Source organism: Rhizobium sp. CC-YZS058 (genome assembly GCF_034720595.1).
Classification (GTDB): domain Bacteria; phylum Pseudomonadota; class Alphaproteobacteria; order Rhizobiales; family Rhizobiaceae; genus Ferranicluibacter.
Genome location: NZ_JAYESJ010000001.1, coordinates 89,799 through 105,469, shown reverse-complemented (window position 1 = coordinate 105,469; position 15,671 = coordinate 89,799). Strand labels below are relative to the sequence as shown.

General features: G+C 64.6%; 19 protein-coding genes. 6 read left to right on the top strand and 13 right to left on the bottom strand.

Features of this window, described 5'->3' with window-relative positions; all coding sequences use genetic code 11:
• Nucleotides 1-300: 300 nt before the first annotated feature.
• Nucleotides 301-549 (top strand): DUF6894 family protein, encoded by a 249-nt coding sequence (locus U8330_RS00515; protein WP_323103127.1) that lies wholly within the window; start codon nt 301-303, stop codon nt 547-549.
• 180 nt (nt 550-729) lie between these two features.
• Here the strand turns inward: U8330_RS00515 and U8330_RS00510 are convergent, their stop codons facing one another.
• The 6 genes from U8330_RS00510 to U8330_RS00485 all read right to left on the bottom strand — a co-directional run bounded on the left by U8330_RS00510 (nt 730) and on the right by U8330_RS00485 (nt 5,034).
• The gene (locus tag U8330_RS00510) at nt 730-1,545 is read right to left on the bottom strand and encodes a hypothetical protein (protein WP_323103125.1); all 816 of its coding nucleotides are present in this window, start codon (nt 1,543-1,545) and stop codon (nt 730-732) included.
• A 102-nt stretch (nt 1,546-1,647) separates the two neighbouring features.
• A complete protein-coding gene (locus U8330_RS00505) occupies nt 1,648-1,818 on the bottom strand; it encodes a hypothetical protein (RefSeq protein ID WP_323103124.1) in 171 nt (56 codons plus the stop codon).
• A gap of 184 nt (nt 1,819-2,002) precedes the next feature.
• A complete protein-coding gene (locus U8330_RS00500) occupies nt 2,003-2,740 on the bottom strand; it encodes a porin family protein (RefSeq protein ID WP_323103123.1) in 738 nt (245 codons plus the stop codon).
• Between the two features lie 249 nt (nt 2,741-2,989).
• Nucleotides 2,990-3,853 (bottom strand): SDR family oxidoreductase, encoded by an 864-nt coding sequence (locus U8330_RS00495; RefSeq protein ID WP_323103122.1) that lies wholly within the window; start codon nt 3,851-3,853, stop codon nt 2,990-2,992.
• Nucleotides 3,854-3,986: 133 nt separating this feature from the next.
• Nucleotides 3,987-4,358 (bottom strand): hypothetical protein, encoded by a 372-nt coding sequence (locus U8330_RS00490; protein WP_323103120.1) that lies wholly within the window; start codon nt 4,356-4,358, stop codon nt 3,987-3,989.
• Nucleotides 4,359-4,449: 91 nt separating this feature from the next.
• Nucleotides 4,450-5,034 carry a calcium-binding protein gene (locus U8330_RS00485; protein ID WP_323103119.1) on the bottom strand — a complete coding sequence of 195 codons (585 nt, stop codon included), beginning with the start codon at nt 5,032-5,034 and terminating at the stop codon, nt 4,450-4,452.
• A gap of 253 nt (nt 5,035-5,287) precedes the next feature.
• Here U8330_RS00485 and U8330_RS00480 point away from each other — a divergent pair, with 253 nt between their 5' ends.
• Nucleotides 5,288-6,223, top strand: a complete 936-nt coding sequence (locus U8330_RS00480; protein ID WP_323103118.1) for an SDR family oxidoreductase — start codon at nt 5,288-5,290, stop codon at nt 6,221-6,223.
• A 24-nt stretch (nt 6,224-6,247) separates the two neighbouring features.
• Here the strand turns inward: U8330_RS00480 and U8330_RS00475 are convergent, their stop codons facing one another.
• Nucleotides 6,248-6,595 carry a hypothetical protein gene (locus tag U8330_RS00475; protein ID WP_323103117.1) on the bottom strand — a complete coding sequence of 116 codons (348 nt, stop codon included), beginning with the start codon at nt 6,593-6,595 and terminating at the stop codon, nt 6,248-6,250.
• A 232-nt stretch (nt 6,596-6,827) separates the two neighbouring features.
• Between U8330_RS00475 and U8330_RS00470 the strand changes: the two genes are divergently transcribed.
• On the top strand, nt 6,828-7,700 hold the full coding sequence (locus tag U8330_RS00470) for an alpha/beta hydrolase (RefSeq protein WP_323103115.1): 873 nt from the start codon (nt 6,828-6,830) through the stop codon (nt 7,698-7,700).
• A gap of 8 nt (nt 7,701-7,708) precedes the next feature.
• Here the strand turns inward: U8330_RS00470 and U8330_RS00465 are convergent, their stop codons facing one another.
• Complete coding sequence (locus U8330_RS00465) at nt 7,709-7,951, bottom strand: hypothetical protein (RefSeq protein ID WP_323107069.1); 243 nt, start codon at nt 7,949-7,951, stop codon at nt 7,709-7,711.
• Nucleotides 7,952-8,080: 129 nt separating this feature from the next.
• Nucleotides 8,081-8,233 carry a hypothetical protein gene (locus U8330_RS00460; RefSeq protein WP_323103114.1) on the bottom strand — a complete coding sequence of 51 codons (153 nt, stop codon included), beginning with the start codon at nt 8,231-8,233 and terminating at the stop codon, nt 8,081-8,083.
• Between the two features lie 193 nt (nt 8,234-8,426).
• Here U8330_RS00460 and U8330_RS00455 point away from each other — a divergent pair, with 193 nt between their 5' ends.
• From U8330_RS00455 to U8330_RS00445, 3 genes are all read left to right on the top strand, one after another.
• Nucleotides 8,427-8,693, top strand: coding sequence for a DUF982 domain-containing protein (locus tag U8330_RS00455; RefSeq protein ID WP_323103112.1), 267 nt, complete (start codon nt 8,427-8,429; stop codon nt 8,691-8,693).
• 116 nt (nt 8,694-8,809) lie between these two features.
• Nucleotides 8,810-10,816: a cytochrome o ubiquinol oxidase subunit I gene (gene cyoB / locus U8330_RS00450; protein ID WP_323103110.1), complete on the top strand. Its 2,007-nt coding sequence runs from the start codon at nt 8,810-8,812 to the stop codon at nt 10,814-10,816.
• Between the two features lie 55 nt (nt 10,817-10,871).
• Nucleotides 10,872-11,345 carry a hypothetical protein gene (locus U8330_RS00445; RefSeq protein WP_323103108.1) on the top strand — a complete coding sequence of 158 codons (474 nt, stop codon included), beginning with the start codon at nt 10,872-10,874 and terminating at the stop codon, nt 11,343-11,345.
• 26 nt (nt 11,346-11,371) lie between these two features.
• On the opposite strand, the gene U8330_RS00440 is transcribed toward U8330_RS00445, so the two are convergent.
• From U8330_RS00440 to U8330_RS00425, 4 genes are all read right to left on the bottom strand, one after another.
• Complete coding sequence (locus U8330_RS00440) at nt 11,372-12,466, bottom strand: sn-glycerol-3-phosphate ABC transporter ATP-binding protein UgpC (RefSeq protein ID WP_323103107.1); 1,095 nt, start codon at nt 12,464-12,466, stop codon at nt 11,372-11,374.
• A 3-nt stretch (nt 12,467-12,469) separates the two neighbouring features.
• A complete protein-coding gene (locus U8330_RS00435) occupies nt 12,470-13,294 on the bottom strand; it encodes a carbohydrate ABC transporter permease (protein WP_416236784.1) in 825 nt (274 codons plus the stop codon).
• A gap of 2 nt (nt 13,295-13,296) precedes the next feature.
• On the bottom strand, nt 13,297-14,229 hold the full coding sequence (locus U8330_RS00430) for a sugar ABC transporter permease (RefSeq protein WP_323103106.1): 933 nt from the start codon (nt 14,227-14,229) through the stop codon (nt 13,297-13,299).
• A 157-nt stretch (nt 14,230-14,386) separates the two neighbouring features.
• Nucleotides 14,387-15,646: a sugar ABC transporter substrate-binding protein gene (locus U8330_RS00425; protein WP_323103105.1), complete on the bottom strand. Its 1,260-nt coding sequence runs from the start codon at nt 15,644-15,646 to the stop codon at nt 14,387-14,389.
• Between the last annotated feature and the right edge of the window lie 25 nt (nt 15,647-15,671).

The following is a 15,671-nucleotide window of genomic DNA, read 5'->3' as shown; positions in this document are numbered from 1 at the left end:
CATCCTCGACGTCGGTCGCCGAGCGATCGCTATCCGCACCCGTGCAGCGGACTGCAGCGCCCGGCCGTGACACCACCTTGTCCGGCGGCAGTCCCGCAGCAGATGGAGGAGATGAAGCCGCGATCCAGCCCCGGTCAGACCGTGTGTCGCGCAGCCAGAGGGAGGCTTAGGGCACCCCACCGGTGGAGACCAGGCGTCAACCCTTTCGTCGCTATCGGACGCACAGGCTTTTGCGGTGAACTATTTTCGATTCCGGAGGTTGAATTTCGAGAGAGCGGCGACGAGCGATGAAGGTCCAGCGTGCGATATTTCCTGAACATCATCCGGGGTGACGAAACGATCCGCGATGACGAGGGCGAGGAGTTCTCGACGCTCGATCTGGCGGTCGAAGCGGCACAGCAGAGCCTTCGCGACATCGCGGCCGAACATCTGCTCCAAGGCAGCCGGATGACGATGAAGGCGATCGAGATCTACGATGAGGACCGGCACTACCAGACGACGGTCGATGTGGTCACGGCGATTTCGGAATGTCTTCCGCCGTGGCAATGAGGCTTTGAAGTCAGCGGCTTAATGGCCTCGCCATTCGCGGCGAGGCCTGAAAAAGACAAAACATTTTTCCGTGCTGAAACGGCGCGCGATCGTCTGCGGCCGGCACATGAACGAATGCTGCCGACTTAAGTTTCACTCTGTTGAACACAGTTTTTTAGCTGCGGCAAAATTGCAACAGACTTACCTAGGGACGGATGGCAATCCGTGGGCCTGCACGGGAGAAAGATCCCCCTGCAGAAGCCGCTCAAAGGGCCGCGGCGCCAGCTTCCCCGGGTTCGAGTAGGGATTTCCGAAAGCGAAGATGAAGAACAGGATCACCCCTGAATAGGCCCCGAACAGGCTGAGCAGCAGGAGGTGGGTTCGGGTTGGACGGTAGACGTAGAAGGCGGCGGAGACGATGACCAGACCGATGATCGCGGGCCCCCAGAACAGGCCGGAGAAGCGGCTGACCGTCGGCGCTTCGCGCAGCTCGCGATAGCGGGCAATTGCCGTGACCCGGTCTTTCAGCCGTGTGCTCAGATAGCGTTCACGATCGGTGACCGGTGCCAGATCGAGGACGGCCTCATAGACCGACTCCCATTCCTGCCAGGCCTTGGGAGAAAGCCCATCGCCCTTCGCGAGCAAAGCCCACTCCTCATCGATGACGATCGAGACATAACGGGTCAGCCCGGTCTGGACTGGAAGCGTGATCGTGCCGCCGTAGCGCCGGGCGTCGTTGTAGACATCCGAAATCGCCACCGCCTCATCGATGACCGTCGACCGGACGCCCTTATAGTCGTCGAGTTCCTGCGCATAGACGAGGCCGAGGATGAGGCTGTGCAGCGTGGCCACCCGCACGGCGACGTTCCCCGCCACTTCGAAGGTTCGGTCACCCTCCCGGCCGGGCTGCAGCAGCGCACGGGCGAAGTAATAGCTCGAGAGAACGATGCCGACGGTCCCCAGCATGAAGGTGAGGCCGCCGGCGATCGACGTCAGGATATCCGTGGTCGTTTCCATCGGGCCAGCATCCGGCATCCGCCGGAAAGACGCAACGGCTGCGTTCGCCGCTGCGCACGCTGTTTTGCCTGCAGCGGGGCGCGGCAGTTCACATGCGTCAGGCTATTTCTCGAAGGCGCCGGTTGCAGACAGGGCATCGTCGCTGACCGCGCCGCCCTTCTTCAGATCCTGATGATGGGCTTCGGCCTTCTTGGCGAGGGCGTCGCGATCCTGATCGGCCGATGGGCCTGTTCGTGCAGCGTCGCTCGAGGTGTTGGCGCTCTTGTCGGACATGGTCGTCTCCTTGCTTATCGGACCCAACCGAGGCTGCGCCCCATTGTTCCGAAGACTGGAGAAGACGATACGGGCCTGAGCCGGCCAGCACCTCTTTTGCGTGTATGCCCGGCATCGAGCCCAGCATCTGTCTGCATTGAACTCGGCCGGCGTGCCGCAGGGGCAAGCCGGCCGAAGTTGAAGATTAGAAGCTCTTGCGGAAACCGACGAGCACGGCGTGGGACGAGAAATCCGTTTCCGAGCGGCTGCCGTCACGCGCGGTGAAGGAGAAGCCGTCGGCCGCGGTATAGCGATAGCCGATATCGAAGGTGGTGTTGTCGAACAGCGCCACCGAGTTGAACAGGCCGAGCTCCTGCAGCTTGATGCCGACGCCGGCATCGAGGTGGTAGGCGAAGCGGGTGTCGTCGTCATCCATGACCACGCCGGTGCCCGAAACGCCCTGGCGACGCAGCTCGAGATTCATGAGACCGACACCACCGCCGATATAGGGCGTGACGGCCGACATGCCGCCGAAAGGCATGTCGAGATAACCATTTACGTAACCGGCGATCTGCCGGGCGTCGCCGAAGCTGTCGACCGAATCGACCCGCACGCCGTTGACGCGATGCTGATCGACCGAGGCATTGCCATAGCCGACTTCCAGTTCGATGCGGGGGGAAATGAAACCCATGTCGCCGAAGCTGTAGCCCGCGCGCACGGCGCTGTAGTAGCCGACGTCGTAATCCGTATCGATATCGGCGCCAGCCGCGTCGAAGGAAGTGTCGTCGAGGAAGGTCAGCGTGTTGACCGAGCCGAGATAGAAGCCGCCGCTCGTTTCGACCACGACCGGGCCGACCGGTTCCGTCAGGTCCGCCGCACCGGCAAAGGAAGCGGGGGCAGCCAGCGCGATGCCGGCGAGGAGAAGCTTGGTAAACCGCGTCATGGCGATCTCCTTCAACAGAGAATCGACGCAAAGTTGCATGCGTCGGATGCCGGGGAGATAGATCGCTTCAGCCGGTTCAGACAGGGCAAGAGGATGGAAATCGGCGAGATCGCGTTCGGCAAGCCGCTCGCTGTTGCAACAATGACACCCTGCCGGGCGCCAACGCGTTGCGCCGCGCGACACAAATGAGCTGTGGGCCATGCGCTCCGAACCGGGATAACCCCCGGCCCGGAGCCGCAGCGGGACGGCCTAGATCATCACCTCGCCGCCGGTGACCGGAATGACAGCGCCGGTCATGTAGCTGCCATGCTCGGAGGCCAGCAGCACATAGGCGCCGGCGAGTTCCGCGGGTTGGCCGGCGCGGCCGATCAGCGTCTGCTTGCCGAAGCTTGCCGCTTTTTCGGCCGGCATGGTGGAAGGGATCAGCGGCGTCCAGATCGGGCCCGGCGCCACGGCATTCACGCGGATGCCTTTCTCCGCCAGCATCTCGGCGAGGCCTGCGGTGAAGTTGAGGATCGCACCCTTGGTCGAGGCATAGGCCAGCAGCTGCGGCGAAGGCTGGCGCGACTGGATGGAGGTCGTGTTGATGATGGAGCTGCCCGGCCGCAGATGCGGCGTCGCTGCCTTGGCGAGGAAGAAGGAGGCATAGATATTGGTGCGGAAGGTCGTATCCCATTCCTCCGCCGTGATATCGGCAATGTCGCCATAGGTCCGCTGGAAGGCGGCATTGTTGACGAGAATATCGAGGCGGCCGAGTTCGCTGACGGCGCGCTCCACCAGCGCCTTGCAATGGTCCTCGGACTGGATGTCGCCCGGCGCCACGATCGCCTTGCGGCCGGCCTCGCGCACCCAGCGCGCCGTTTCCTCCGCGTCCTCGTCTTCGTTGAGATAGGAGATCAGCACATCCGCGCCTTCGCGGGCATAGGCGATGGCCACAGCCCGGCCGATGCCGGAGTCCGCACCGGTGATCAGCGCCACCTTGCCCGTCAGCAGCCCGCTGCCGCGATAGGTCTGTTCACCATGATCGGGAATGGGATCCATCTTCGCGGTCAAGCCAGGCGGAGCCTGCTGCTGCTCGGGCTGGGGCGGGGACGGACGGCGGGCATCGGACATGGGTCTCTCCTTCAGTGATTGCGTTGGCTAACGGAATGCGACCCGGAGGGTTCCCTGATCCTGCTTTTCGATCTGCGCATGCCGCACCCCTGGGAGAGGGCGCGGCATGGAAGGGCGCGAACGGTCAGCACGCTCAATCGTCGAAAACCGGGAGTTTCTCGGCGGCAGCAGCATCGAGATCGACACTCAGGCGCAGGCCATCCTGCTTGAGGTCGCGTAAGGCCACGACACGGGTTTCCCGCCCGAGGCCGGACGCGCGATCGAACTCGATGGCGACCCCGGTCGCCGCTGTTCGGTCCGTGCCGACGACATCTTCGACCTCGCCGATCTTCTTGCCGGCTGCATCATGGATCGCCATGCCTTCGAGCGCGTCGGCCGTGATGTTTAGCCCGGTCACCATGGTGTCGTCCGCCACTTTGACCATGGCTGGCGCCTGAGCTGCCACAGGACCGGCCAGCACAAGGGCTGTCAGGCCCGCGGCGGTGACGAAAGAAGGAATCCGCATCTTGTAGTCTCTCCTGAAAAGCGGCTTTGGAAGCCGCGTGAGGGAAGGCCGCCCGCACGGGGTGCAGGAGTGGTGCGAAGCGTTGGTTCGCTCAAACGAACAGGAAATCGGAGGCTTTGAGGTCGGCGAGGCGCGTATCATCAAGGCGCAGCTCGTGGCGGCCGAAATCGATGATCAGGTCCTCGCCGCCATCTGCTGTGCGCGCGAGTTCGCGAATGTCGCCGAAATCCGAAGCGCCGAGGGAAGTCGAGATCTGCAGCGTATCGACGCCGGAGCGGAAGTCCTCGATTTCGGTGAGGCCGGATTTAAAGACGAAGGTGTCGGCGCCAGCGCCGCCTGTCAACTCGTTGCGGCCGGTGCCGCCATCGAGAATGTCGTTGCCCGTGCCGCCTTCCAGCTCGTCATCGCCCGATCCGCCATAGAGCTTGTCATGGCCGCTCCCGCCTTCCAGCTCATCGTTGCCGGCATCGCCATAAAGCCGGTCGTTGCCCGCGCCACCATAGATCTCGTCATGGCCGCCGTTTCCCTTCAGCGCATCATTGCCGGTACCGCCGTAAAGATCGTCATTGCCGTTTTTGCCGAACAGACGGTCATTGCCGTCAAGGCCATAGAGGCGGTCGGCAAGACCGGTTCCATTGAGAACATCGGCGCGGTTGGTGCCCTTGAGAACTGCCACAGTCATCTCCTTTGCTTTTCTCGGTTCGTCACTCTGGCCAGCGCAAAAGCTTACGGTCAGAGCGTTCGCCGGCTACAATGCGCGGGACTGCAGGTCGGGTGCGGATGGACGCTGTCAACTCTTCGTCAGATCGGCCGTGATCGCGGGCGCCCTTGGCCTGCCCACAAGCCGCCATCGCCCAGCCGCCCAGGAACTTTCCTGCTCGGAGTCAATTCGATGGCCTCTTCATCAAGATGCAGGAAAGAGGCAGGACGTGCGGGCAGGACAGAGCGGGAACAGCCAGGACGGGCCGGCGAGCCGCGTCGTCGTCATCACCGGCGCATCGAGCGGGATCGCCCGGGCGGCGGCGCGGCTCTTTGCCGAGGAAGGCTATTCGGTGGTGCTTGCCGCACGCGATGCGACGGCGCTGGACCATGCCGCGGAAGAATGCCGCGCCCGAGGCGCGCGTGCGCTGGCCGTGCCCACTGACGTGGCGGACGAACAGGCCGTCAAGGCGCTGGCGGCAACCGCGATCGAGAGCTTCGGGCGGATCGATGTCTGGGTCAATTGCGCCGCGGTGCTGATGTATGGGCGGGCAGCGACCCAGCCGACGGCTGACTTCCGTCAGGTGATCGACACCAATCTCTTCGGCTATGTCCATGGCACGCAGGCAGCCCTGCGGGCCTTCAAGGCCCAGGGGGGATGGGGTTGCCTGATCAATGTCGCCTCGATGCTCAGCCTGGTCGGCGATCCCTATCTCAGCGCCTATGTGACCAGCAAGTTCGCAATCCGCGGCTTCACCCAATGCGTGCGCCAGGAGATGCGCGCCCAGCCGGGCATCCATGTCTGCACCATTCTGCCGACGGCCATCGATACGCCGATCTATCAGAAGGGCGCCAACCGCATGGGCCGGAAGATCCGTTCGATCGCGCCGCTCTATGCGGTGGAGCGTGCGGCACGCGCGATCACCACCGCTGCCCGCCATCCGCGGCCGGAAATCATCGTTGGCACCTACGGCCATCTGATGGCGCTCGGTTTGAGGATTTCGCCGTCCCTGATGGAGGCGGTGGTGGGATGGGTGGCGCCGAAGATCCAGTTCTCGCGCCGCCGGCAGGCTGCCAGCCGCGGCAACCTGTTCACGAGCACGGGCCCGCATCAGATCAATGGCGGCTGGCGCGACTTCTGGCTGCGCCGCCTCTGGCGCCGGTGAGGCCTTGCCTCTTGCGCAGATGGGTCACGTCGCGACCAGCACGAGCGTGACGATGACTGCGGCACCCACAAGGAACAGGCCAACGAGCCGCAGGATGAAGCCGGGGCTGGTGCCGCCCTGGGCCTTCGTGTCGAGCGATGCCGGCTTGCGCATGGCCGTATCGTAATTGTGCTGATCCTCCTGGCGGCCCGGCCGGCGCTGCGTGTCGAGCGCGATCTGCGCCTGCTCGGGCGACATGGGGGAGCCCGCCGCTTCGCCATCCGTCTCCATCGGAGCGGCGGCGGGGTCGAAGCCTTCGCGGATATCGCCGGTCTCGCCGGCCTGGATCGCCCCGCGCACCTGCGCGGCGGTCGGTTCGTTCTCGTTGCGCATTCAAGTCCCTCCTGGCGTTCAGCCCATGGCGACGCAATCGGGCAAACCGGCGGCAGAACCGATCGTTCCAGACGATACCGCGGCCAAGCGGCGCCAGTGTCCGATAGCGAACAAATGCGTCGGCGGCCCGGAACCCCGCCAGATAGCCCCGGTTGCAAGCTCCATGCAGCTTTTCCGCCTCTCCAACCTTCCCCCCTCCTCTCACCTCTCCTCTCCGCCCCAGCGCGGCCGGATGATCGCGTTCGCAGGCCACAAGACCCATCTGCTCGAGCAAGGCTCAGGCGAGGCCGGTGCGCCGGTGCTCCTGCTGCATGGATGCGGCAGCCTGGCGGAAGAGGTGCTCCGACCCTTCGCAGGTCTTCACCACCGCCTGATCGCCCCGGACCGGCCTGGCTATGGCTTCAGCGCGGCACCCGCCGCGCCGGAGGCAGGACCTGCCGGACAATCGATCTGGCTGGAACAATTGATCGCCGCGCTCAGCCTTGGCCGGATCGTGCTGGCTGCCCATTCGATCGCGGCCGGCCCCGCGCTTCTGCTGGCCGCGCGCCGACCGGATCTCGTTGCCGGACTTTTGCTCATGGCTCCGTTCTGTCGGCCGACACCGCATCAGGCGATGCCGCTCCTGCGTGCAGCCGTGGCGCCGCTGATCGGGCCGCTGCTTCGCCGGCATCTGGCGGAACCCCTGGCACCGGTGCTCGGGCGGCGCGCCTTGCAGGCCTGCTTCCATCCTGAGGCGGTTCCTCGCGATCTTGAGCTCCCCTTCCGCCACATGGTGGCGGCGACCGCGCTGCCGAGCATGGCGGGCGAGCTGCTGGCCTTCAACGATGACATGGAGCGGTTCGACAGCCTTGCACCGCACGTCCCGGTCACCGTCCTTCAGGGGCAGGCGGACGCAACGGCCGACCCAGGCTGGCACTGGCCCTGGCTGGCCGAGCGGGCAGCGCAGGCGCGCCTGGTCTTGGTCCCGGGCCTCGGCCATATGCCCCATCATAGCCGGCCCGCCCTCGCACGGCATCTCATGACGGGCCTGGTGGCCGGCGAAGGACGCCGGGCCCCGGCACGACAGCTGGCCCGGCAGGCAGAGCTGGTTGAGGAGCCGGCCTGAGGTCTAGGTCAATCGTCGGGGTCGATCCGCTGGCGGCTCAAAAGCGTCAGCGAGCGATCGGCTTCGACCCGGTAGATCTCTTGGGAACGGCGACCGTACGCGTCCCGCATCTCATGGGTGAAGGTGCTGCCGGCCGGAGCGCGCTGCAGCTTGGAGCGCGGCTGACCGCCGTAGGTAATGCTGCCTGGAATGGGATCGATACCGCCGCCGCTCGTGCAGCCGGCAAGCAGGACGATGGTGGCGAGCGCCATAAAGGCGGGGCCGGCAGGGCGCTTGGTCAAGATGATCCCCAATTGAAACAAGCAGACGCGACGACAACCAGCCAGTGGCCGGCACGCGGTCCTGAGGGTGGTTGAAGGCCGGAAACGCGCGGCCGCGCGTCACGGTGTGGTGGATGACAGCGGCGTCGGAGGCGCAGGGTCCGCGCGGTTGAACTTGGACCAGCTGACGCCGCCGGCAATGATGGCGCAGGCAACGATGCCGATCAGCGTGAGATAGACCGCCATGTGCCGGCGGTTGCTCGGTTGATCCATCGTGGTCCCCTTTGTTGCGCATGCGCTTGACTGAGGTCAGCCCCAGCGTTCCTCCGTCCAACCGGCTGGTGCAGCCGGGGTTCCTTCCCGCCCCGCATCTTGACCTTCCTTTCTGCCGTTCGTGCGCAAGCGGACATAAGCGGAACCGAAATTACGCCGTCCGGTTTGCCAGGCCTGAAAGGGAGGTGCTGCAATGAATGGCGAGATTATCGAGATGACGGGCGAAGTGCGCTGGGGCGAACCAGTGTGGGTTCGGGTCGGCTATGGCATTCCCGATGCCGTGCGCGGACCGAGCCAGGCGCTCGCCTACCTCGATACGCGCTGGCCGGCCGCACGCGGCGCTGCGTTCCACCGGGCGCGCACCGGCTGCGTGGCGGCGCTCAACAGGCGAGCGAGCTGCGAGGCCGCGCGGGAGGCGTTTCTGCATGCCGCCGGCGAGGCCAGGATGCTGGCACTGTAGAGGCTGGAGGGAAAGTTTGCGCCGTGCCGGGAACCGTCTTCAGGTTTCCGGGTTCGGGCGCCGCATGCGACCATTGATTGCCGCTGTGCGGCAGAGCGGGACGCGAGGGGGATGCGATGAACGGCGACGACACATGGACGAGCCTGATCTTCGGGCGCTTGAGCTGGGCGGCGCTGCCGCTGCATGAGCCGATCCTGGTCGCCACCTTCTGCGCCGTGGCGCTGGGTGGCGTCGCGGTGATCGCGGCACTGACCTATTTCCGGCTTTGGGGCTATCTCTTCCGCGAATGGCTGACGAGCGTCGATCACAAGAAGATCGGCATCATGTATCTCTGTTTTGCGCTGGTGATGATGCTGCGCGGCTTTGCCGATGCGATCATGATGCGCTCGCAGCAGGCGATCGCGGTCGGCGCCAACGAGGGCTTTCTGCCGCCGCATCATTACGACCAGGTGTTCACCGCCCATGGCGTGATCATGATCTTCTTCATGGCCATGCCCTTCGTCACCGGTCTCATGAACTTCGCCGTCCCGCTGCAGATCGGCGCGCGGGACGTCTCCTTTCCCTTCCTCAACAATCTCTCGCTTTGGCTGAGCGTGGCGGGCGCGGCGATCATCATGATCTCGCTCTTCGTCGGCGAGTTCGCCCGCACGGGGTGGCTCGCCTATCCGCCTCTGTCCGGCGCGGATTACAGCCCGGGCGTCGGGGTGGACTATTACATCTGGGGCCTGCAGGTGGCGGGGGTCGGCACGACTCTCTCCGGCATCAATCTCATCGCCACGATTCTCAAGATGCGGGCGCCGGGCATGACCATGATGAAGATGCCGATCTTCACCTGGACCTCGCTCTGCACCAACATCCTGATCGTCGCCACCTTTCCGATCCTCACCGCCACGCTCGCGCTCCTCTCGCTCGATCGTTACGTGGGTACGCACTTCTTCACCAACGACCTTGGCGGCAATCCGATGATGTATGTGAACCTCATCTGGATCTGGGGTCACCCGGAAGTCTACATTCTCATCCTGCCGGCTTTCGGCATCTTCTCGGAGATCGTGGCAACCTTCTCCGGCAAACGGCTCTTCGGCTATGCCTCGATGGTCTATGCCACCGTCGTCATCACCATTCTGTCCTATCTGGTCTGGCTGCACCACTTCTTCACCATGGGGTCGGGCGCCAGCGTCAATGCCTTCTTCGGCATCACGACGATGATCATCTCCATCCCGACCGGCGCCAAGGTTTTCAACTGGCTCTTCACCATGTATCGCGGCCGCATCCGCTTCGAGCTGCCCATGTTGTGGGTCGTCGGTTTCATGGTCACCTTTGTGATCGGCGGCATGACCGGCGTCCTGCTCGCCGTTCCGCCAGCGGATTTCGTGCTCCACAATTCGCTGTTCCTCGTCGCGCATTTTCACAATGTCATCGTTGGCGGCGTCGTCTTTGGCGTCATCGCCGGCACGATCTACTGGTTTCCAAAGGCGTTCGGCTTCGCGCTCGACCGGTTCTGGGGGCTCGTCTCCTTCTGGTGCGCGCTCATTGGCTTCTGGGTCACCTTCATTCCGCTCTATGCCATGGGCCTGATGGGCGTCACCCGCCGCGTGAACCAGCTCGCCGACACCTCGCTCCATGTCTGGACCATCATGGCCGCCATCGGCGTGGCGATCAGCGCCATCGGCATCGGCGCCACCATCATCCAGCTGGTCGTCTCCTTCCTGCGCCGCGAAGAGTTGCGGGACGTGACGGGCGATCCCTGGGACGGGCGGACGCTCGAATGGTCGACGGCCTCGCCGCCGGCCGACTACAACTTCGCCTTCACCCCGGTCATCCACGACCGCGACGCCTGGTACGACATGAAGCAGCGCGGGGCCGCCTTTCCGACGGATGGCTTCCGGCCGATCCATATGCCGAAGAACACGGCCACCGGGCTGATCATCGCCGGGCTCAGCGTGCCGCTCGCCTTCGGCCTCGTCTGGTACATCTGGTGGATGGCGGCCTTGAGCACGCTGGCGATCCTCGTCGTCGCGATCGGCCACACCTTCAATTACAAGCGCGATTTCCACATTCCTGCCGAGGAGGTGGAGAGAGCGGAGCGCCGCCGGATGGAAAGCCTGCCCCAGCCGGCCGAATGACGACGAAACATTCCGTCGCAGGCCGGGTTCGTCTCTCGCAACAAGGAGTAGACCCATGATTACCGGAACGCAGATGATCTCCGAGGTCCGCGGTGCGGGCATCACCGTGGAATATATCGACGATGCAGACAATGTCGTGTCCGTGCGTCTTGCGGCCCGCAACGGCGCCGTCAACCGCAGCAATGCCGTGGCCGAGGCGCGTGCCCTGCTCGAACGCCTGGTGTCCAGCGGCGCCCTGCCGGACCGGCTCGAAAACCCGCAGAACCAGGATGGCCGCGCGGCGACGCTCGCCTCTTCCGAACCGCGTGCCGGGCAAGGCGAGAATGCGGACCGGACGGCGGAAGACGATGTGGCCCATGGCCGCCGGCCGGGGAGCGAACGTCCTGCCTCTTCCGGCGGGGGCGACGCGCCGCTCAACAGCGAGCGGAGCGAAACCGACCCGCGCCGCAACAATGCCGACAGCACGCCCGGCACGGGCATGCTGCCCGAGCTCGGCAGCGAGGATTCCAACGCGCAGCCGTCCGGCTAATGCCGGCTTAAGCTCTTGAAGCTCGATCAGGCCGCGAGCGGCTCGGCATGAAGCGGAATACGGGCGCCATCCGGCCCGAAGAGATGAAGACGCTCCGGTGGGAAACCCACCGTCAGCCTTTCGCCTGGCACAAGCATCGCACGATCCGCAGTGAAGACCTTGAAGGCGACGCCGTGGACGGTGAGGTGCAGGATGATGCCGAGCCCCGTCGGCTCGACCAGTTCCACCGTCGCCTCGACCCCGCCCGTCGCAGGGCGGATCGCCACATGTTCCGGCCGGATGCCGAGCGTCACCGGCGCGCCATCGGCAAGCCCCGGATTGCGGCCGAGCGGCACCAGCGTGCCATTGGTCAGCCGCACGGCGCTCTGCATCTCCTGGCCGGACATGCGGCCTTCGAGGAAATTCATGCCCGGCGAGCCGATGAAGCCGGCGACGAAGAGATTGGCCGGACGGTCGTAGAGATCCAGCGGCGCACCGATCTGCTGCACTTCGCCGGCATTCATGGCGACGATGCGGGTGGCGAGCGTCATCGCCTCGATCTGGTCGTGGGTGACATAGACGGAGGTTGCGCCGAACTCGCCATGCATGCGCTTGATCTCGGCCCGCATCTGCTCGCGCAGCCTCGCATCAAGGTTGGAAAGCGGCTCGTCGAACAGGAAGGCCTTGGGCTGGCGCACGATGGCGCGGCCCATGGCGACGCGCTGGCGCTGGCCGCCGGAAAGCGCCTTGGGCCGACGGGCCAGATAGGGGTCGAGGCCGAGCTTCGCAGAGGCGGCCGCCACCGCAGCGGCGATCTTCTCCTTCGGGCTGCGGCGCAAGCGCAGGCTGTAGCTCATATTGTCCGCCACGCTCATATGCGGATAGAGCGCATAGGACTGGAACACCATGGCGATGTCGCGGTCCTTGGGCTTCAGGTCGTTGACCGCGCGGCCGTCGATCTTCAGCGTGCCGGACGAGATCGATTCCAGCCCGGCGATCATGCGCAGCAGCGTGGACTTGCCACAGCCGGACGGGCCGACGAGCACGATGAACTCGCCATCGGCGATCGACAGATCGACGCCGTGCAGGACAGGGTGATCGCCATAGGTCTTGACGATGCGGCTGAGCTCGATGGAGGCCATGGTTTATCCTTTCACCGCGCCGGCCGTCAGGCCCTGCACGAGATACCGCTGGATGAGGAGGAAGAAGAGGCAGGCCGGAATGAGCGCCAGGACGCCCGCCGCCATCATCTGCCCGAAATCGACCGAGAACTTGGACACGAAGGTGAGCAGCCCGACGGGGAAGGTGGCGCTGTCATTGCCGGAGATCAGCATCAGCGCGAAGAGCAGCTCGCTCCAGGCGGCCGTGAAGACGAAGCCGAGCGTGGCGGCGATGCCGGGCAGCGTCAGGGGCAGGATGATCTGGCGAAAGGCGGTGAAGCGGCTCGCCCCGTCGATCATCGCCGCATCCTCCAGATCCTTCGGAATGCCGTCGAAGAAGGACTGCATGAGGAAGGTGGCGAAGGGCACGTTGAAGGCGGTGTAGACGATGACGAGCCCGGTCAGGCTGTTGGTGAGCCCAAGCGGCGAGAGCATCTTGAAGATCGGCGCAACCAGCATGACCAGCGGAAACATCTGGGTGATCAGCATCAGCGCCACCACCGCATATTTGCCGCGGAAGGTGAAGCGCGACAGCGCATAGCCCGACAGCGAGGCAATCAGCGTCACCGCCACCGCGGTCGAGCCGGAGACGATCAGGCTGTTCTTGAAGAAGGTCGGAAAGGCGCTGTTCTGCAGCACGAAGCGATAATGCTCGAGCGTCGCCTCCGAGGGCCAGAGCCGCACACCCTCGCTATAGAGCAGCGAATTGGGCGTGACCGAGACCTTCAGAAGCCAATAGAGCGGGAAGAGCGCGAAGACGACATAGGCGAGGATGGCGAGGCGGTGGGCGATGATGAGGAGAAGGCGCATGGTCAGTCCTTCTCGATCAGCTTCTGGCGGATGACGACGATCACCATGGAATAGGCGAGCAGCAGGGCGAGCAGAACGAGGGCAATCGCCGAGGCATAGCCGAAATCGAGCCGCTTGAAGGCCTGAGTGAAGATGTAGCTGGCGACGATCTGCGTGCGATCCGCCGGGCCGCCATTGGTCATGACGATGATGAGGTCGGCGAAATTGGCGATCCAGACGGTGCGCAGCAACACGGTGATGGCGATGGTGGGCGCCAAAAAGGGCAGCGTGATCGAGGTGAAGCGCTGCAGCGGATTGGCGCCGTCGATCGCGGCCGCCTCGTAGAGGTCCCGTGGGATCGCCTGCAGGGCAGCAAGCAGAGTGATGGCGAAGAAGGGAATGCCCCACCAGACATTGGCGATGATCGGCCCCCACATGGCAAGCTGCGGATCGGCCAGGATGTTGTTCGGCGCCGAAAGCAGTCCGAGCGCCGCCATCCAGTGCGGCAGCGGGCCGATGACCGGATTGAAGAGCCAGGCCCAGTTGAGCCCGGCAAGGAAGGTCGGCACCGCCCAGGGCAGGAAGACCAGCGCCTGGGCAAGGCCGCGGCCGGCAAAGGGCTTGTCGAGCAGCAGGGCCAGGATGAGACCGAACAGGAACTGCAGGAAAACGGACGCACCGGTCCACCACAGCGTGTTGCGCAGCGCACGGTAGAAGGCCTGGTCTTGCGCAAGCTCGCGAAAATGATCGAGACCGACGAAGCCGCCGGAAAAGGGGTTGAGCAGCTGGATGTCCCGGAAGGCGTAGGAGAGGCCGAGGACAAGCGGCACCAGCATGACGGCGATGATCAGCACCAGCACCGGGGCGCTGTAGAGCCAGGGCTCTGCGGCATCCGCCAGCCGCTTGGCCAGAGGCTTGGGCCGGCGCCGCGCACCGGCCGGGTCGATCGCTGTCATTCTGAAGTCCTTGTTCGGGCCATGCGGGGTCCGGTCCATGCGAGCGCGCCAAGGCGCGGAGAAGGGCGGTTGCGCAGCCGGCGGAGAGGACCGGCTGCGCGGTTGCATTCGGCCAGGTCGGGGACGGGACAAGCCGCCGCCCTGGCCGGTCGTTCGCTTACTTGGAGGCCAGGAACTTCTGCTGGGCCTTGGTCATGTAGTCGGCCCACTGCTTGGCGAGTTCCTCGGGCGTGATGTCGCCGAGCAGGGCTTCCTGCGAGGTCTTGATGACCAGCGAATCCTTGAAGAAGGCGAATTCCTCAAGATAGGTCGGCATGGTCGTCGGCACGGCGTCCTTGTCGGCCAGCTCGTTAAACCAGCCCTTGAACTGCTCGCTGGCGTAGAAAGGATCCTTCTCGGCCGTCGTGTGCACGGGCAGCGCGCCGGTCTTCTTGTTCCACTCGATATTGCCTTCCGGCGCTTCCAGCGTCGAGATCAGCTTCCAGGAGAGGTCCTTGTTGGCGGAGGCGGCCATCATCGACCAGCCGGCGAAACCGATCGTCGGGAAGGTCTTGCCGTCCGGGCCCTTCGGCATGGTCATGATGCCGAAATCTTCTGCCTTCATGCGCTGGGCGATCGCGATCAGCGCATCCGGATCCTGGTCGAGGAAGGCGCAGGTGCCGGAATAGAAACCGGCGACGATCTCGTTGAAGCCCCAGTTGACGCTGTCCTTCGGCGCCAGGCCGTTCTTGTAGAGATCGACCACATAGGTCAGGCCCTTCACCCAGCCGGGGCTGTCGAAGGTCGAGGTGCCGTCCTCGTTGAAGAAGCTATTGGAGCCGGCCATGCTGGCGCCGAACATGACCCAGCCATTGAGACCGCCCGGGCCGCCGCGCAGGCAGTAGCCATATTTGCCGGGAATGGCGGCGACCTTCTTCGAGGCTTCGGCGAACTCATCCAGCGTCTTCGGCGGCGTGGTGACGCCAGCCTGTTCGAGCAGCTTCTTGTTGTAGAACATGGCGCGCAGATAGAAGCCATAGGGCAGCATATAGGCGGTGTTCTTGACGTCACGGCCGAGTTCGAGCGCGCGGTCGCTCAGGCTCTTGGTGTGCTCCCAGTCCTTGAGGTAAGGCTCGAGGCTCTCCAGCATGCCGTTGTTGGCATAGAGCGACAGCCAGGTGTCCGGCATCTCCATCACGTCCGGCACGTCGCCGGCCGAAACCATGGTGGCGAATTTCTGGAAGGCGTCGCTCCAGGGCAGCGAGATGATCTCGACCTTGGTGCCCGGATTGGCGCTCTCGAACTTGGCGACGATTCCCTTCAGCGTTTCCGTGCGCTCGGGGCTGGTGATGACCTCGACGAGTTTCAGGGTCGTGTCGGCAAGAGCGGTCCCGGCCATCAGGGTGGCGAGGACGGTGGCTGCGATCAGGCGTTTCATGCTGTTCTCCCTTTTATCCTTGGAT